Raw genomic sequence first — 15,607 nt, 5'->3', positions numbered from 1 at the left:
GAATGTCTGAGCAGGGGACAAAAAAGTCTGGCGGATTATCTAGAAGAGATTTTCTAAAGTTGATGGGAGCTGCAGGCACTGGGTTGGCTTTTGCTCCTTTTGTTCCATTTGGGAATTTCATGCCAAATCCTTCACAGGCAACTCTAGAAAAAGTTAAAGTCATTTTACCTGATGGCACCCAAGCAAACGTTAGAACATTTCCACTTAACCATGCTGAAGTAATTACATATCCTAGTACTGGTGATCCTGCACTTGATGCAGAAGCATTTAGAAAATGGCAATTCATTAGATTGCCAAAAGAACTTGGAGGAGAACAACAAAATGTTTCAGCTTTTAGGGCATACAGTATGGTGTGTCTTCATCTTTGGTGTTTATGGAAATATTGGCCTGAAGAAGGACGAAAGAGAGGAGAATGCCCTTGTCATGGAAGTATGTATGATCCTACAACAGGAACTGCATTTGCTGGACCAGCATCATTACAAGCTGCACCATCAGATACATTGCCAGAATTAAATTTTGAAGTTGATGCAGATGGCTTTTTATGGGTTTTACCACCAACATGGGGTGTGAATGACAATGGAGTAATTGGATATGGCCGTTTCGCTTCATAGACGTACTGGCGCAGTTGCCTTTTTTTACTGGCTCTGGGATGGATTAGACAGAACAATCTTTACTGCAATTAAATTTTCATTTCCTGCTAGGTTTGTAAGTCCATTTGGATTTTTGGGGATGCTTACATTTGTTGTATTTGTAATTCTTGGAATTTCAGGTGCACTTCTAATGTTTTACTACCAACCAATGTTGGATAGAGCATGGGATAGTGTAAAGTTCATCAATGATGAAGTCCCATTTGGTTTTCACATTAGAAATATTCATTATCATGGATCCAACGCAATGGTGCTTTTAGCAATTTTACATATGTATTATCAATACTTTAGTGGAAGATACAAAATTAGAAATGAAATTTTATGGGCAACTGGTGTAATTCTTGGAACAGTTACAATTCTAGAAGCTTTTACTGGTTATGATGTAATATTTAGTGAAAGAGCAGAACTTGCAATTAGTATAGCTGCATCTCTTACCACATCAATTCCGATAGCAGGACCAACAATTCGTGATGCAATGTTTGGTAGTGGGTTTTCAGACTTTGTGTTACGATTTTATGCACAACATGTGTTTCTCTTACCTCTTGTAATGCTTGGATTGATGGCTGTGCACTTTCCAAGGTTTCTTGTGTTTGATGTACCAATGGTTATGGCAATTGGTGGTGCAATTCTGGTAACTGGCGGTGTATTTCCAATTGATCTAGGATTCAAGTTTGAACCCACGGTTCCGCCCGGAATCACTGTCCCTGAATGGTATTTGACAGGTCTCTATGCATTTTTGAGAACTCAGTATGACAAGTTTGTTACAGGTGTTTTATGGCCTGGACTTTTCATTGCGTCATTTTTACTGATTCCATTTATTGATAGATATAAAAAATTCTCTTGGAAAGATCGTCCAATAATTACTGCATTTGGTATTACTGGAATAGCTCAAATCATGGTCACAACATATTGGGGATTTTATATTCCATCTGATACTACTATTCCTCTAGTAGAGCGTTTGGTAATTGATCCAGTGTTTCTATATACCGTAATGATATTATTAGTTCCACTAGGATTTGGATTCTCATATATGATGATTAAACTTGCAAAAGAATCTGAAAGAAAAGCCAAACTTGCAAAAGACAAGGGTCCAAAGAAAGTGGCAACAATTAATCTCTCACAAAAATGGATTAATTGGCTAATTGTTGCACTGTTGGCATTTCAAGTATTTCTAAACATTGCAGCATATAATGCAGCCTTGACAGGAATGAAAAATATCTCGTTATTTTTCATAGGAATTATCTTGATAGTGTTTGCTGGGTTCTTCCATCTATACAGATATGGATTAAACCAAGCAAAGAATGCACCTCCACCACCACCTGTACCTGTACATGAAGAAAAACCACAGGAGCTACCACAATCAGTTCCAAGTGGAAAACTTCCAGAAGAAAAGTCAATAGACGATAGCAAAAAAGAAACAAAAGAAATTGCTCCACAAATTACACCGCCAAAAGTTCAAGCTGATTTAGGAGTTGGTACTAATACAATTCCAGATTTAGGTTCTTCAGATCTAAAAAAACCCTAGTCTTTCAAAATTCTAAAAAAGCTTTATAAGAACTCTAAAGACCTACAAAAATCGTTGAGTGCAACATCAAGTCATGCATATGGCATTGGAGTTATGGCAATAATTATTGGTGTATCTGTAGGGGTTGTGTTTTACACATCATTTTATCTTCCAGAATCTTTATTGAAACCGTCTGTAGATGAGCATATTTTACATCCAGTTTCTGAAACAATCATTGAAATAATTGAAGGCTCTGCTAGCTCTGCTCAACAGGATAATTATGTACCAAAATTAGTAAACATACAGCTAGGAATAGATAATCATGTTGTTTGGAAAAATATTGATACAACTGCACATACAGTAACTCCAGATCATAGAACTGAAGACTCTTACAGTGGTGTTTTTGGTTCACAAGGTGTTATAAAACCTGGATATGATTACGAGTTTCTTTTCACAGAGCCTGCAATAATAGAATATCACTGTGAACCACATCCCTGGATGAAAGGTAAACTGGAAATTACAAAACAAAGATTCTAGATAGAGTATTTTGCAAATATTATCTTACTTTCAATTTCTTTGTGTTGTTCAATAATTGATGCTCTGAATTTTACCTCGTGTATCTTTTTTGGTTCAAACTCTATCACTGCTGTGAAATCTGCTTTATTTTCAGGCATAACGTCTTTGCTAATGAATAATCGTGCAACGTTTTGTGATATTTTTTTTCCATTATATGACTTGTAGATAATGTGTTCATTTGAATCTAAAATCTGTGTATTGATTACTACTCCATCATATCTGCCTGGATATGATACAAAAATTGCCCCATTTATCTCGGACTTTGGATGAATCTCTTTGGGATTCAACTCAAATTCAATATCTTTCACGTAAAGAACCTATTTGAGTCTGCATAAATAATTTTGTTAAAACGGGCCGGAAGGGCTTCGATCCCTTGACCACTGGATTAGAAGTCCAGCACTCTATCCAAGCTGAGCTACCAGCCCAAGAATCTAAAAATTAATTGTCATTTTAAGGGTTTACAACCATTTTTTCTGGTAATTTTCTCTTTCCATTTTAAACAAAAATTGCTGTGCATATCCTGCATATGGGCCGAAATAATTTACAATTTTTTCATGTAATACATTATATTGTTTTTCTGTAATTGATTTTGTCTTAATTTCAAATTTTTCTAAATAATATTTTTTTAAAATTCTAATCATCCAAGTGTCTAATGGGAATGCTTCTGTCTTATCAAGGGAAAATAATAAAATACAATCTGCAACTTTGTTTCCTATTCCTGGTACGCTTAGAATTATCTCTTTTGCATCATAATAATTTAATTTTTTAAGACGCTCAAAATCTATCTTTTTTGATTCTACCATTTTTGCTGCATCAATAATGAATTTTGCTCTATATCCAACACCACAACTTTGAATTTCTTGAATTGATGCATTTGCTATTTTGATTGGTTCTGGAAAACCGTAAAATTCTTGATTATCAAATTTAATCTTTGCACCAAATTTTATCGAGATTTTTTCTAAACTTGATTTAATCTTTTGAATATTGGAATTTGAAGAAACAATAAATGATATAAAACACTGAAATGGATCTTGTCTGATTAGTCTAAGCCCAAGATATTTTTTTACAGCAATTTTAGTTGTTTTGTCTTTTGAAATTAATTTAATTATTTTTTCAATATCATCATCACTTCTAAAAAAATCATATTTTTTTCCACTATGGGATACAACCTCTCCTAAATTATTTATTTTTAAAATATCTTGACCGTTAACACCATACCAAAAATCATCTTGTTTTCTCCAAAGAAAAACTTGTCCACTATTTATTGTATTTTCTATGTTGATTGTACTATAATCTATCATCTCAGATAGTTATTATCTCATTTACATCTGGCGCATGTGTATCAAAACCAAATTTTTCATGAATTTCCTGAGCAAATTTTTTACATGATTCAGAATCTCCATGAACTGTTAAGACTTTAGGATTACCTTTGATTTTTTCAATTATTTCAAAAAGTTCATTTCGATCTGCATGACCTGAAAATTCAAATTGTTTTACCTCTGCAGCAACTCTTAGATCTTTTCCTCTGGTGGATACTTTTCCTGTATCTAGAAGTTTTTTTCCAGGAGTTCCTTCACCCTGGTATGATACAAGAGCAATTCCATTATTGCTGTTAAATGAAAGCTCTTGCAAATAATATGTTGCATTGCCTCCTACTAGCATTCCTGCAGGTGAAATAACAACACATGGTTCCTCTAATGCATGCTTTCTTTTTTCATGATCTCTTATTGCAACTGATTCATTGATTGCATCTGCAAACACTTTTGGATCTCTTAGATATTCTGGATGATTAAACATTATTTCATTTACTTTTAGTGCCATTCCATCCATTATGATTTTGTGTTTAAAGTTTGAACTTCTTAAAATACATGCCATTTCTTGAGAGCGTTCAACTGAAAATGATGGGATAAATAATACTCCTTTTCTATCCATGACCTCATTTGCAAATTCAATTAATTCTTTCTCTGATTCTTTTCTAGGTTTTTGTTCTGTTTGTGAATATGTGCTTTCAATGATTAAAAGATCAATATCTCCAATATCTAGATCTGCTTCACGAAGCATTCTTGAACCATGTGTTTTGATATCTCCAGTATAGAAAAGTCGTTTCTTCTGAGATTCTACTAATACAGAACCTCCCCCAATCACATGTCCTGTCTCTCTTAATTCAAAAGTTGCATTACCTTTAGTAATTTTTTGTCTAAATCCTATCTCTTTTGCATTTCGCATCATATTGTTTAATTCAGGTAGTCCAAATGGTTGAGCATCTTTAGTAATTTTCAGCATATCTTCTATGAGTAATCTTGTTAAATCAAAAGTCGGTGGTGTTGCATAAACATCTGTATTTCCACTGACAAATAATGACGGAACATTTCCTGAATGATCAAGATGAGCATGAGTGATGATGATTGCATCAAGATCTTTTGGTTTTACATGAAGTGGGTATTCTGGTGGCGATCCACGTTTTCCAAATAATACTCCGTAATCTAACAATAGATTTGTTCCATTACAATTTACCAAAAAACCAGAACGCCCTACTTCATTGGCTGCCCCTAAAACTTTAATCTCCAAGAAATAAATTGAATTTTGCTCTACCTTAAAACCTTCTTAGGGTAGAACCGATCATTATGCCTATCATAGAATCTACAAAAGCTTTAATTAGTGTAAGCTAAGATTCGATCCTCATGGGAAGAAGCTTCCAAGAATGGTTAAAACAACAAGATCAAGCAGTAGTTGCTAAAACACGTGCAGGCGACGAAGCAAACAAACCACTTCTTAACCAAATTAACTGGATTTGGGTAAACAATCTGATGAAACAGAAAGCAGACCTAAATCCATCTTCAGCTGAATTACTTGACTGGGTAACCTCTGGTCAAATTGATGCAATGAGAAAATAAACGTGTAACACACGTTATCTTTTTGTTTTTTATTATATTTTTAAAGTTCTTTGTTGATGAATTTTTTCTTTAATTTTTGAAGTTTTGTTACCGATCAATTTCATAACAGGGTTATGGTTTTTGATTATGGTTTAAATAGCAACCAAACAAACATTATGTTGTAATGCCAATAGCAATACTTCCAGACATTGATGAACAAAGATGTATCGGATGTGCACTATGTGTAGAAATCTGTACAACTCTTGGTCCTGATGTCCTTAGAGTAAAACCTGTTGAAGGCTGGAAGAGAGGTAAAGCATTTGTATTTTATCCGGAAAGATGTATTTCTGATGGTGCATGCATCGGTGTATGCCCAACAAAATCAATCTTTTGGATGAGACCAATGAATTACACAGCTGGACAACCAGTACCTCTTCACAAAAACGGTATCTTCATCAAAGGTTGGGCAGAAGACGCTGCACTATAAGCAGAATCTTTTAGCACACACTTTTTTCTTATTTTTATTTAAACAATAGATTTCTTTTTGATATCTTTGGGAAGCATTTTGACATAGTATTTTAAAAATTCATCGGTCTTATCAAAATAAATTTCTGAAAATTGATTATTTTTAAAAAATATTTCCCAAGTGTTTTCAAAAGTTGGAAACTCTGTGGGGTTGAATTTTAATCTTGAAGTTTCATGATGCGATGCAGGAAAGATATCTGAAATTTCTAGTGGGATTAATCCTAAATGTGGACTGTATTGGCAAACTTGAACATTTTTCATCTCTTTGAATTTCCGTTTTAGTGAGAAATATTCATGTGATAGGTATGCTGGTTTTGTATTGGATTCTTTGGTTATGATTAAAGTTTTTTTCTTTGACTTGAATTTTCTAATCGTTTTATGATATGACTGAACTTCTGGACGATATTGATCCTCTTTCCCATAAAGGAAAATAGCTTTTTCTTTGAATTTTGGAGTTGATGTTTCAAAATAATTTGAATTTTCAGTGAAAATATCGATCATTTCAAATAACTTTGGATGTGCTCTTGCTTTTTTTAAGACATATTCCCACAACCTTCCTTCATGGATTGCCTGTTTTACTTTATCTACTTCATTTTTTATTGAATAAAGGTTGTGTAGCGCAATTTCATTAATTTTTTCATGAATTTCTAGTTGACATAATTCATTAGGGGTGTACTTTGAGCAGACTTCACAGTTACATGGAAATACCGAAATATCTGAAAGATTTCTTGTGCCATCATCTGTGATGTACCTTTCTTGTTTAGCGTATAACATGTAAGATGCAGAATCAAAAGTATCACAACCTAGTGCAACTGCAAATGGTATAGTTAATGGATGTCCTGCACCAAAAAGATGTAAGGGAATGGAATGCGGCATCTGTTTTTTTGCAGATACAATCATTTGCGCTAATAATTTGTATTCATATGATTCCATAAATTCTACTGGACTACCTAAAGCTAGCATTTGAAAACCCATATCGACTAAACCTTTAGTTGATTTGGCTACCAGATCAAAATGTTCTCCGCCTTGAATTGGTCCAATCCAGATCTGGCCGTTACTTTCACTGTCTTCAAGTGTCTTCTTTGAGACTTTGAGAGTATGGTTGACGTATGATTCAGCTTTTTTCCATGCAAGTCCGTAACCTGTAGGTTTATCCAACGGAATTGCAAAATCTGTAAGTATCTTTCTTTCAAATTCTGCCATCTCTGGTGGTAAAACTCTGACATCACCATACTCTAATACTTGATAACCTCCAGAGTCTGTCATTATTGCGCCGTCAAAATTTATTATATTATGAATTCCTTTTTTTACGGCTTCGTCACCATAATTGTTTTTGGTGATGTATGCATTTGTAATTACTAAATCAAAACCAATCTCTTTGATCTTCTTAGCTGGAATTGTTTGTTTCACAGGATGAATTACTGGGACATACGCAGGAGTTTCAATTTTTCCATGATTTGTATGTATTACCCCAATTCTTCCAGCCAAGTCACTTTTTAAAATCTCAAACAAGTTACAGATTCTCAATAATAGCATTATTTAATCAATAAGCAAAAAATTTTTTCAAATCGTCATGTTTTGCTACTAAATCAAGCCAATCAACATCCTCACTTGAATCTTCACCATCAATTATGCTCATTACTTTGTTTGTAACTTCTAAAACACTCTTTGTTGTAACATCTACTTGGAATACCTTTACTCCAAATTGATTTATTGCATCATGTACTATTACTCCTAAAATCTCACTACCTGTATTTTCTCTAGTTTTTTCATCTGAGTACTCTCTTTTTTTATACACTGAAATCAAATCATAGGGATTTCTTCTCAATACGATCATTTTACTTATTTGTTCGGATGATAAAACATATGGTGCTAAATGTCCAACAATTAAAGATGACTTTGAAATTTTCTTGTTAATTATTTTTTTTAATTCTTCAGTATCTACATCATTTGTATCTTCATTTCTTTCAAATAATCCTGAATCTTTAGCGATGTTGTTTATGTCTATTATATGTAATTCTAATCGTTTGGCAATTTCATTGGCTATAGTGTGCTTTCCGACTCCAGGATTTCCAGTAATTACTATTGACATATTATAAAACTAACATGAACTGAATTAAACAATTTCTGCAATACTAATAAGTCCAATAGCATTTTTGTGTGTATTGCAAATTGGTTTATTAGGTAAAGCAAATGTTGGAAAATCTACATTTTTTTCAGCTGCTACTGAAACTCCTGTCTCTATCGGTAACTTTCCATTTACAACAATTCAACCAAATGTTGGTGTTGCTTATGTAAAATCTGATTGCGCCTGTAAGCATTTTGAAATTAAACATCAAAATCCATTATGTGTAAATGGAACTCGTTTTATTCCAGTAAAATTAATTGATGTAGCAGGATTAGTTCCTGGAGCACATGAGGGAAAAGGTTTAGGAAACCAATTTCTTGATGATGCAAGGCAAGCTGAAGTCTTGATACATGTTGTTGATATTGCTGGAACAACTGACATTCAAGGACAACCTATCCCTATTGGCACACATAATCCTCTTGAAGATGTTAGTTTTGTTGAAAATGAATTTGATCAATGGTTTACAGATATTCTTCGAAGGGAATGGGATAAACTTACCAGAGAAATAGAACAAAAAAGAGCAAAACTCACTGATGGAATTGCAAAACGATTTACTGGTTTGGGAATTAAAGAATATCAAATACAAGATATTTTACATAAACTAGAACTTAGCTCAAAAAATCCTAAAGAATGGAACGATTCTGACATTCAAACTTTTGTTAAGGAATTAAGAAAAAATACAAAACCATTCATCATTGCAGCAAATAAAGCAGACCTTTGCAAAGATCTTGATATAATTAAAAAAATTCCTGATACAATTGTAGTTCCATGTAGTGCTGAAACTGAATTATTATTACGAAAAGCTTCCAAATCAGGAATGATACATTATGAATCAGGTGATGAAAAGTTTTCTATAGTTGAAAATAAAGAAATATTGCCACAACAACAAAAAGCACTAGATCTAGTAAATACAGTTTTTACAAAAATTCATTCGACAGGAATTCAAAAAATTTTAAATCTTGCAGTATTTGATTTGTTGAAACTCATTGTTGTTTTTCCTGTAGAAGATGAAACAAAATTAACTAACAAGAATGGCGATGTTTTGCCTGATGCAAAATTATTACCGCATGATTCAACTGCAAAAGACTTGGCAGGTTTAATTCATGCTGATATTGCCAAGGGATTTTTACATGCCATTGATTGTAAAACAAAACAAAGAATCGGCGGTGATCATAAATTGAAAAATGGAGACGTGATCAAAATTGTTTCAACATTAAGTAGGGGATAATATGCTTGGTCTTGGAGTTGAAAGCACAGCTCACACTTTCTCATGTGCTATAATAGAAAAAAACGGAAAAAAAGGAAAAATTTTATCTGATGTCAGAAAAATTTATCGTCCACCTGAGGGTGAAGGAATTCATCCTAGAGAAGCCTCAAGACATCACGTTGAAAATAGCTCCATTGTATTATCTGAATGCCTTAAAGAGGCTGGCGTTAAAATCAAAGATCTTGATATTATTTCATATGCTGCTGGTCCTGGTCTAGGTCCTTGTTTGAGGGTAGGTGCAGTAGTAGCAAGATCTCTTGCATCTTATTATAAAATTCCAATCTATCCAGTTAATCATGCATTAGGGCATATTGAATTAGGAAAATTACTTACTGGCGCAAAAAATCCGCTAGTTCTTTTAGTTTCTGGTGGACATACAATGCTTCTTGCATTTCTAAATAACCAATGGAGAATATTTGGAGAAACATTAGATATTACATTAGGTCAATTACTAGATCAATTTGGAAGATCAATTGGATTTGCATCTCCATGTGGAAAAAACATTGAAGATTTAGCTTCATCAACTTCTAATTATGTTCTACTTCCATATTCTGTAAAAGGAAATGATGTATCATTTTCTGGATTGTTATCTGCATCAAAACCAATTATAAAAAAAAGTAAATCTGATGCATGTTTTTCATTACAAGAGACTGCATTTGCAATGATAAGTGAAGTAGTAGAAAGAGCATTATCATTTACTGGAAAAAAAGAATTATTAATTGTCGGTGGTGTTGCTGCAAATAAAAGATTGTCTGAAATGCTACAAGATGTTTGTAAAAGACATACCTGCAAATTTTTTATTGCGCCCCAAAAATATGCAGGTGATTGTGGTAGTCAAATATGTTGGACAGGATTGCTAGAATCTCAAGTAAAAAATGGTGTTTCTATTGAAGAAACCTTTGTACAACAATCATGGCGATTAGATTCAGTTAAAATAGATTATTGATTTTTATGCTCTTTTATGGCATTTTCAATATTTTTTAGCCAATCTTTAGTATTAAAAACACCAAACTTGTATGTCTGTTCACCTTCTTTTGTTTTGGAAGTGAAACATACTTTTTTTATCAGTCGTCCCTCTTTCCACACTTTGTCTACATCATTTAATGAAACATCCATTACTGTATCTCCAAAACGTTTTGAAAAGTCCATCATTCGTGATTTTGTCTTATCAAAAGCCAATCTTTTATTAGTTAAAGTTAAAATTCCTGCACCAAGTTTATCTTCGTTACAATCTTCCTGCTTTAACCTCTTTTCTCCGTCTTCCATGATTCGTTTTTACCCGTATCTCTAGGTTATAATTTTAATGAAAATTATGTTAAATAACTCTAAATTATAACATTTCAATTATCTATTTTATGAAACTACTAAAAAAAGGTGCAGAAGCAGATATCTATCTTACAAAATGGAGTAATTTACCATCAATATTGAAAATAAGAAAGACAAAACCATATCGTAACCCTGTTCTTGATGCAAAAATTAGAAAACAAAGAACAATTAAAGAATCTCAAACAATCTCAGAAGTAAAATCATTTGGAATCCCAACTCCTCTTGTATACTTTGTAAATTTAACAAATTCATCTATTCTAATGCAAGAAATTCCTGGTATGCCAGTTCACGATTTACCTGATTTGAAGATAATCAAATTATCTAAAGAAATTGGTAGACTTGTTGGAATTATGCACAAAAATGGTATTATGCATGGGGATTTGACCACGTCAAATTTTATCTTATACAAAAATAAAGTATATGTGATTGATTTTGGTTTATCCCAGAAAACAATCAAATCTGAAGATCATGCCGTAGATTTGCGATTAATAAAAGAAATTCTAAACAGCGCACATGCAAAAATTATGGAATCTGCATGGAAAAATTTTCTTTCTGGCTACAAATCCGTAGTTGGTACCATTACCTATTCCAAAATTATGCACTCGGTATCTGATATTGAAAGTAGAGGAAGATATGCGACAGTCGTCTGATCTTTTCTTTGTATCATCAAACCATCACAAATATCAAGAAGCAAAAAAAATTTTAGAGTCATTTGATATTAATCTTAAATTTTTTAAATATGATCTTGAAGAAATTCAATCTTCTTCTCTCAAAGAAATTGCATCTAAAAAAGCAATACAAGCATTTCAAAAATGTAAAAAACCGATAATAATAGAAGATGATGGACTTTTCATAGATTCACTAGATGGATTTCCTGGACCTTATTCTTCATATGTTTTCAAAACAATTGGTAACAAAGGGATTTTACAACTCTTAAAAAAAAATAGAAAAGCCAAATTTATCTCAATTATTTCTTATCATGATAATAAACATTGTAGATCATTTGAAGCAAAAATTGATGGAATTATTTCTAAATCACAAAATGGAACAGGATGGGGTTATGATCCAATTTTTATTCCTAAAAATTTTAATCAAACATTTGCACAGTTAACAACTAAAAATGATTTATCCCATCGATACAAAGCACTAAAAAAATTTTCTAATTGGTACTTGAATAAGCTGAAATCCAACGATTAATGGATCTTTGATTGTTTTGTAATATTACAATTCTTGAAACAAGACTCTCATCCATTACTGAAAATATTTCACTCTGTTTTGCTACTTCCTCACTAAATCTTCTCACTTCTTCCATTTCTAACATGTTTGAATGTTCTAATCTGTTAGTTGAACGACCAATATGCATGTAAGACTTTATTTCAATAAAATGTGGACTAGCTTGTTTTAACATTGAAGCAAAAGCCGGAATCATCTCTTTTTGGTCATTGTAATCTCTTATGAGCGTAATTCGAAGTACAGTCCTTGTATCAAGGTGTTTTAACATCTCTAATGTTCTATTCCATCTTTGCCAAGAGTCATCGTATTTCGGTCTGTTAATTTTCAAAAATGAATCATAATCTGCTGCATTTGTAGATAAATACAATTGTGTTGGCAATGCATCTTCATCTTGTAATCTTTGAATCATGTCTGGTTCTTGTCCATTTGTTACAAGAAAAATTGATTTTGTTGCATCTAATGACTTTAGATATTTTATTAATTCTGGAAGCTTTGGATACATTGTTGGTTCACCGGAAAGTGAAATAGCATAATGACTTGGTAATAACGATTCATCTAATCTTTGTTTATCATTTCTCGAATCTCCGTAATACCCCATTATCAATTTTTTTCGCTCCTCCATCAACTTAATTAGTATCTCTTTTGGCTCAGAAACTTTTTCTGGTTCCATTTTTAATGAATCGTAAAATTCCATTGGCCTCCAACAATATACACAACGATTTTCACAATGCATTCCAGCAGGAGAAAATTCCATACATTGATGAGTTGAAATTCCATAAAACTTATGCTTGTAGCAACTTCCTTCATGTTTGAATGATTTTTTTGTCCAATGACAAAGCTCTACTGTGGAATGATCTGCAACACCATATTTTGCTTTTTTTAATTGTTGTGAGATTCCAGGTTTGATCTGAATTAGTTTCTCTTCATCAACTATTTCTCCAGAACAACTCATATGCAAAAAATCTGTTTTGCTTTACTTAAATTGATCGTGATCCTTGTTTTTTCTTAAAAATAACTCTCAAAACTTTTCCCATTTTTAGCCGATTTCAGAGTGAAGTTTAATAACTGGATCTTTGACGTAAATTTAAGCTTTGAAAAAAATACGTATGGGATTCATATTTTTATTTTTAGCCATAATAATTGGCATTTCTACAAGTCCTGTATTTGCTGCTACTGATGACTTAGATCGTGATGGAGTTACAGATGAGACAGATAGTTGTCCTAACCTCCAAGAAGATTATGTTGGAATAATTGATGGTTGTCCATCTAATTTTGTTCCATGGTATGATGAGGACTTTGATGGAATTCAAGATAATATTGATCAATGTCCAAGTTTAAGAGAAAATTACAATAAATTCCAAGATGAGGATGGTTGTCCTGATACTGCTCCTGGAACTGCTTCTGGAGGACCTCCAGATTCTGATGGTGATGGTTTTATTGATGTTCTAGATTTATGTCCAACTCAACCTGAAACATTTAACGGTATATTTGATACTGATGGTTGTCCTGATACTTTTGGTTCTGGTTCAGATAGAGATAGAGATGGTGTTCCAGATCATCTAGACTCTTGTCCACTAAGTGCTGAGACTTACAATAAATTCCAAGACACTGATGGTTGTCCTGATACTATTACTGACTCATCATTTGTTGATACTGATAATGACGGTATAATTGATAAAATTGATTTTTGTCAAACAGAACCTGAAACGTTTAACGGTTATAGAGATACAGATGGTTGTCCTGATATTGTTTTAGATACTACATTTAGTGATGCAGATGGCGATGGAATTCCTGATAAATCTGATACATGTCCTAACCAAAAAGAAACGTTCAATCAATATGCTGACTATGATGGTTGTCCTGATTCAGTTCCTTCATTCACTGGAAAGCTAAATGACTCTGATCGTGATGGTATTATGGATATAGATGATGCATGTCCATTAGAACCTGAACGATACAATAAATTTGAGGACACTGACGGTTGTCCAGACATTCCTGTTTATTCCATTACTGCTGATTCAGACCAAGATGGAATTCCAAACAGTGTAGACCAATGTCCAACAGTGAAAGAAACTTACAATAAATTCCAAGATGATGACGGCTGTCCTGATTATGTTGCAGATGATAAAACATCTCCAGATTCTGATGGCGATGGAATTAGAGATTACGCAGATTTATGTCCAACTCGTGCTGAAACATTTAATGGATTTAGAGATGATGATGGCTGTCCTGATAATGCATCATTAATTGATAGAGATGGCGATGGCATTATCGATAGTGAAGATGCATGTCCAACAGAAAAAGAAACTTACAATAAATTCCAAGATGATGATGGCTGTCCTGACAAAATATCTAGTTCATCTTCTTTCGATTTTGATGGTGATGGAATTGCTGATTTATTGGATAAATGTCCATTAGAACCTGAAGTTGTTAATGGTTATCAAGACACTGACGGATGCCCAGATATTTCTATAATGGATTCTGATAATGATGGAATTAGAGATTCCTTAGATAAATGTCCAACTGAACCAGAAACGTGGAATCGATACATTGACAATGATGGCTGTCCTGATAACCCTGGAGATTTAGATGCTGACTTTGATGGAATTTTAGACTCTGTTGATGCATGTCCTCTTGTACCTGAAAGATATAATGGATTTGAGGACACTGACGGCTGTCCTGACTTTCCGTCTTATTTGATTGATGTCGATTCTGACTTTGATGGTATAGTAGATTCAAAAGATAATTGTCCACTTGTTCCAGAAACTTACAATAAATTCCAAGACACTGATGGCTGTCCAGATTATGTAGCAGATGATAAAGGCATACCTGATTCAGATGGTGATGGAATTCATGATCGTATAGATAATTGTCCAAACCAACCTGAAACATTCAATGGAATTTTAGATTTGGATGGTTGCCCTGATAACTATATTCCCAAGATTGATTCAGATAGGGACGGAATACCTGATGCAATAGATGCATGTCCAACTGCTAAAGAAACTTACAATAAATTCCAAGATGATGATGGCTGTCCTGACAAAATTGTTGAATCATTTGTAGTAGATTCTGATAATGATGGAATAAGTGATGTACTTGATCAATGTCCTTTGGTTGCTGAAACATTTAATGGATTTGAAGATGAAGACGGTTGCCCTGATACTAACATATCTCAACCTGATGCAGATGATGACGGTGTTCCTGACATAATGGATATGTGTCCAACACAAAAGGAAACTTGGAACAAATATGTTGATTACGACGGTTGCCCTGATACTGTTCCAATAGGAAAAACTACTGTTGATACAGATGGTGATAGAATAAATGATGATGTTGATATGTGTCCTAATGATAAAGAGACTTTTAATAAATATCAAGATCAAGACGGTTGCCCTGATACTTCTCCAGAACAATCACGTTACAAACATGATGATGACTTAGATGGCATCGTAAATAATTACGATTTATGTCCTACAATCCCTGAAGATTATAAAGGTACAATTGATGGATGTCCAGAACAATAGGTGT

17 protein-coding genes and 1 tRNA gene are annotated in these 15,607 nt (G+C 33.3%); 10 read left to right on the top strand and 8 right to left on the bottom strand.

Features of this window, described 5'->3' with window-relative positions:
- The first annotated feature begins 2 nt into the window (after positions 1–2).
- The 3 genes from K5782_RS08495 to K5782_RS08485 are packed head-to-tail and all read left to right on the top strand — an operon-like array spanning position 3 to position 2,688.
- Positions 3–611 (top strand): twin-arginine translocation signal domain-containing protein, encoded by a 609-nt coding sequence (locus K5782_RS08495; RefSeq protein ID WP_297465769.1) that lies wholly within the window; start codon positions 3–5, stop codon positions 609–611.
- Positions 592–2,172, top strand: coding sequence for a cytochrome b N-terminal domain-containing protein (locus K5782_RS08490; RefSeq protein WP_297465767.1), 1,581 nt, complete (start codon positions 592–594; stop codon positions 2,170–2,172). Before K5782_RS08495 ends, K5782_RS08490 begins: the two co-directional genes overlap by 20 nt.
- A 54-nt stretch (positions 2,173–2,226) precedes the next feature.
- A complete protein-coding gene (locus K5782_RS08485) occupies positions 2,227–2,688 on the top strand; it encodes a plastocyanin/azurin family copper-binding protein (protein WP_297465765.1) in 462 nt (153 codons plus the stop codon).
- On the opposite strand, the gene K5782_RS08480 is transcribed toward K5782_RS08485, so the two are convergent.
- The 4 genes from K5782_RS08480 to K5782_RS08465 form a co-directional block, all read right to left on the bottom strand.
- Entirely contained in the window at positions 2,685–3,035 is a 351-nt protein-coding gene (locus tag K5782_RS08480; RefSeq protein WP_297465764.1) for a hypothetical protein, read from the bottom strand. The two genes, K5782_RS08485 and K5782_RS08480, sit on opposite strands and share 4 nt — an antisense overlap.
- A 42-nt stretch (positions 3,036–3,077) precedes the next feature.
- A tRNA-Arg gene (locus K5782_RS08475) sits at positions 3,078–3,152 on the bottom strand.
- A gap of 33 nt (positions 3,153–3,185) precedes the next feature.
- Positions 3,186–4,028 (bottom strand): DNA glycosylase, encoded by an 843-nt coding sequence (locus K5782_RS08470; RefSeq protein ID WP_297465762.1) that lies wholly within the window; start codon positions 4,026–4,028, stop codon positions 3,186–3,188.
- 1 nt (position 4,029) lies between these two features.
- Positions 4,030–5,295 carry an MBL fold metallo-hydrolase gene (locus K5782_RS08465; RefSeq protein ID WP_297465760.1) on the bottom strand — a complete coding sequence of 422 codons (1,266 nt, stop codon included), beginning with the start codon at positions 5,293–5,295 and terminating at the stop codon, positions 4,030–4,032.
- 113 nt (positions 5,296–5,408) lie between these two features.
- Between K5782_RS08465 and K5782_RS08460 the strand changes: the two genes are divergently transcribed.
- Both K5782_RS08460 and K5782_RS08455 read left to right on the top strand, forming a co-directional pair.
- Entirely contained in the window at positions 5,409–5,621 is a 213-nt protein-coding gene (locus K5782_RS08460; RefSeq protein WP_297465756.1) for a hypothetical protein, read from the top strand.
- Positions 5,622–5,784: 163 nt separating this feature from the next.
- Positions 5,785–6,087: a 4Fe-4S binding protein gene (locus K5782_RS08455; RefSeq protein ID WP_007403030.1), complete on the top strand. Its 303-nt coding sequence runs from the start codon at positions 5,785–5,787 to the stop codon at positions 6,085–6,087.
- 38 nt (positions 6,088–6,125) lie between these two features.
- On the opposite strand, the gene tgtA is transcribed toward K5782_RS08455, so the two are convergent.
- Both tgtA and K5782_RS08445 read right to left on the bottom strand, forming a co-directional pair.
- Entirely contained in the window at positions 6,126–7,637 is a 1,512-nt protein-coding gene (gene tgtA, locus K5782_RS08450) for a tRNA guanosine(15) transglycosylase TgtA (protein ID WP_297465754.1), read from the bottom strand.
- 31 nt (positions 7,638–7,668) lie between these two features.
- Entirely contained in the window at positions 7,669–8,217 is a 549-nt protein-coding gene (locus K5782_RS08445; RefSeq protein ID WP_297465752.1) for an AAA family ATPase, read from the bottom strand.
- A 73-nt stretch (positions 8,218–8,290) separates the two neighbouring features.
- Between K5782_RS08445 and K5782_RS08440 the strand changes: the two genes are divergently transcribed.
- Positions 8,291–9,481, top strand: a complete 1,191-nt coding sequence (locus K5782_RS08440; RefSeq protein WP_297465749.1) for a redox-regulated ATPase YchF — start codon at positions 8,291–8,293, stop codon at positions 9,479–9,481.
- Position 9,482: 1 nt separating this feature from the next.
- Positions 9,483–10,466, top strand: coding sequence for a KEOPS complex N(6)-L-threonylcarbamoyladenine synthase Kae1 (kae1, locus tag K5782_RS08435; protein WP_297465746.1), 984 nt, complete (start codon positions 9,483–9,485; stop codon positions 10,464–10,466).
- Here kae1 and K5782_RS08430 read toward each other — a convergent pair.
- The gene (locus K5782_RS08430) at positions 10,460–10,786 is read right to left on the bottom strand and encodes a hypothetical protein (protein WP_179365384.1); all 327 of its coding nucleotides are present in this window, start codon (positions 10,784–10,786) and stop codon (positions 10,460–10,462) included. The two genes, kae1 and K5782_RS08430, sit on opposite strands and share 7 nt — an antisense overlap.
- A gap of 89 nt (positions 10,787–10,875) precedes the next feature.
- Here K5782_RS08430 and K5782_RS08425 point away from each other — a divergent pair, with 89 nt between their 5' ends.
- Both K5782_RS08425 and rdgB read left to right on the top strand, forming a co-directional pair.
- On the top strand, positions 10,876–11,496 hold the full coding sequence (locus K5782_RS08425) for a KEOPS complex kinase/ATPase Bud32 (protein WP_297465743.1): 621 nt from the start codon (positions 10,876–10,878) through the stop codon (positions 11,494–11,496).
- Positions 11,480–12,043, top strand: a complete 564-nt coding sequence (gene rdgB / locus K5782_RS08420; protein WP_297465876.1) for an RdgB/HAM1 family non-canonical purine NTP pyrophosphatase — start codon at positions 11,480–11,482, stop codon at positions 12,041–12,043. Before K5782_RS08425 ends, rdgB begins: the two co-directional genes overlap by 17 nt.
- Here the strand turns inward: rdgB and twy1 are convergent.
- Entirely contained in the window at positions 12,006–13,031 is a 1,026-nt protein-coding gene (gene twy1, locus K5782_RS08415) for a 4-demethylwyosine synthase TYW1 (RefSeq protein WP_297465741.1), read from the bottom strand. The two genes, rdgB and twy1, sit on opposite strands and share 38 nt — an antisense overlap.
- A 154-nt stretch (positions 13,032–13,185) precedes the next feature.
- Here twy1 and K5782_RS08410 point away from each other — a divergent pair, with 154 nt between their 5' ends.
- Positions 13,186–15,603, top strand: coding sequence for a thrombospondin type 3 repeat-containing protein (locus tag K5782_RS08410; RefSeq protein ID WP_297465874.1), 2,418 nt, complete (start codon positions 13,186–13,188; stop codon positions 15,601–15,603).
- The last annotated feature ends 4 nt before the right edge of the window (positions 15,604–15,607 follow it).

This window comes from Nitrosarchaeum sp. (assembly GCF_025699065.1).
In the GTDB taxonomy this organism is placed as follows: Archaea; Thermoproteota; Nitrososphaeria; order Nitrososphaerales; family Nitrosopumilaceae; genus Nitrosarchaeum.
The sequence above is the reverse complement of the archived record's forward strand: the minus strand, read 5'-3'. Positions and strand labels throughout refer to the sequence as shown.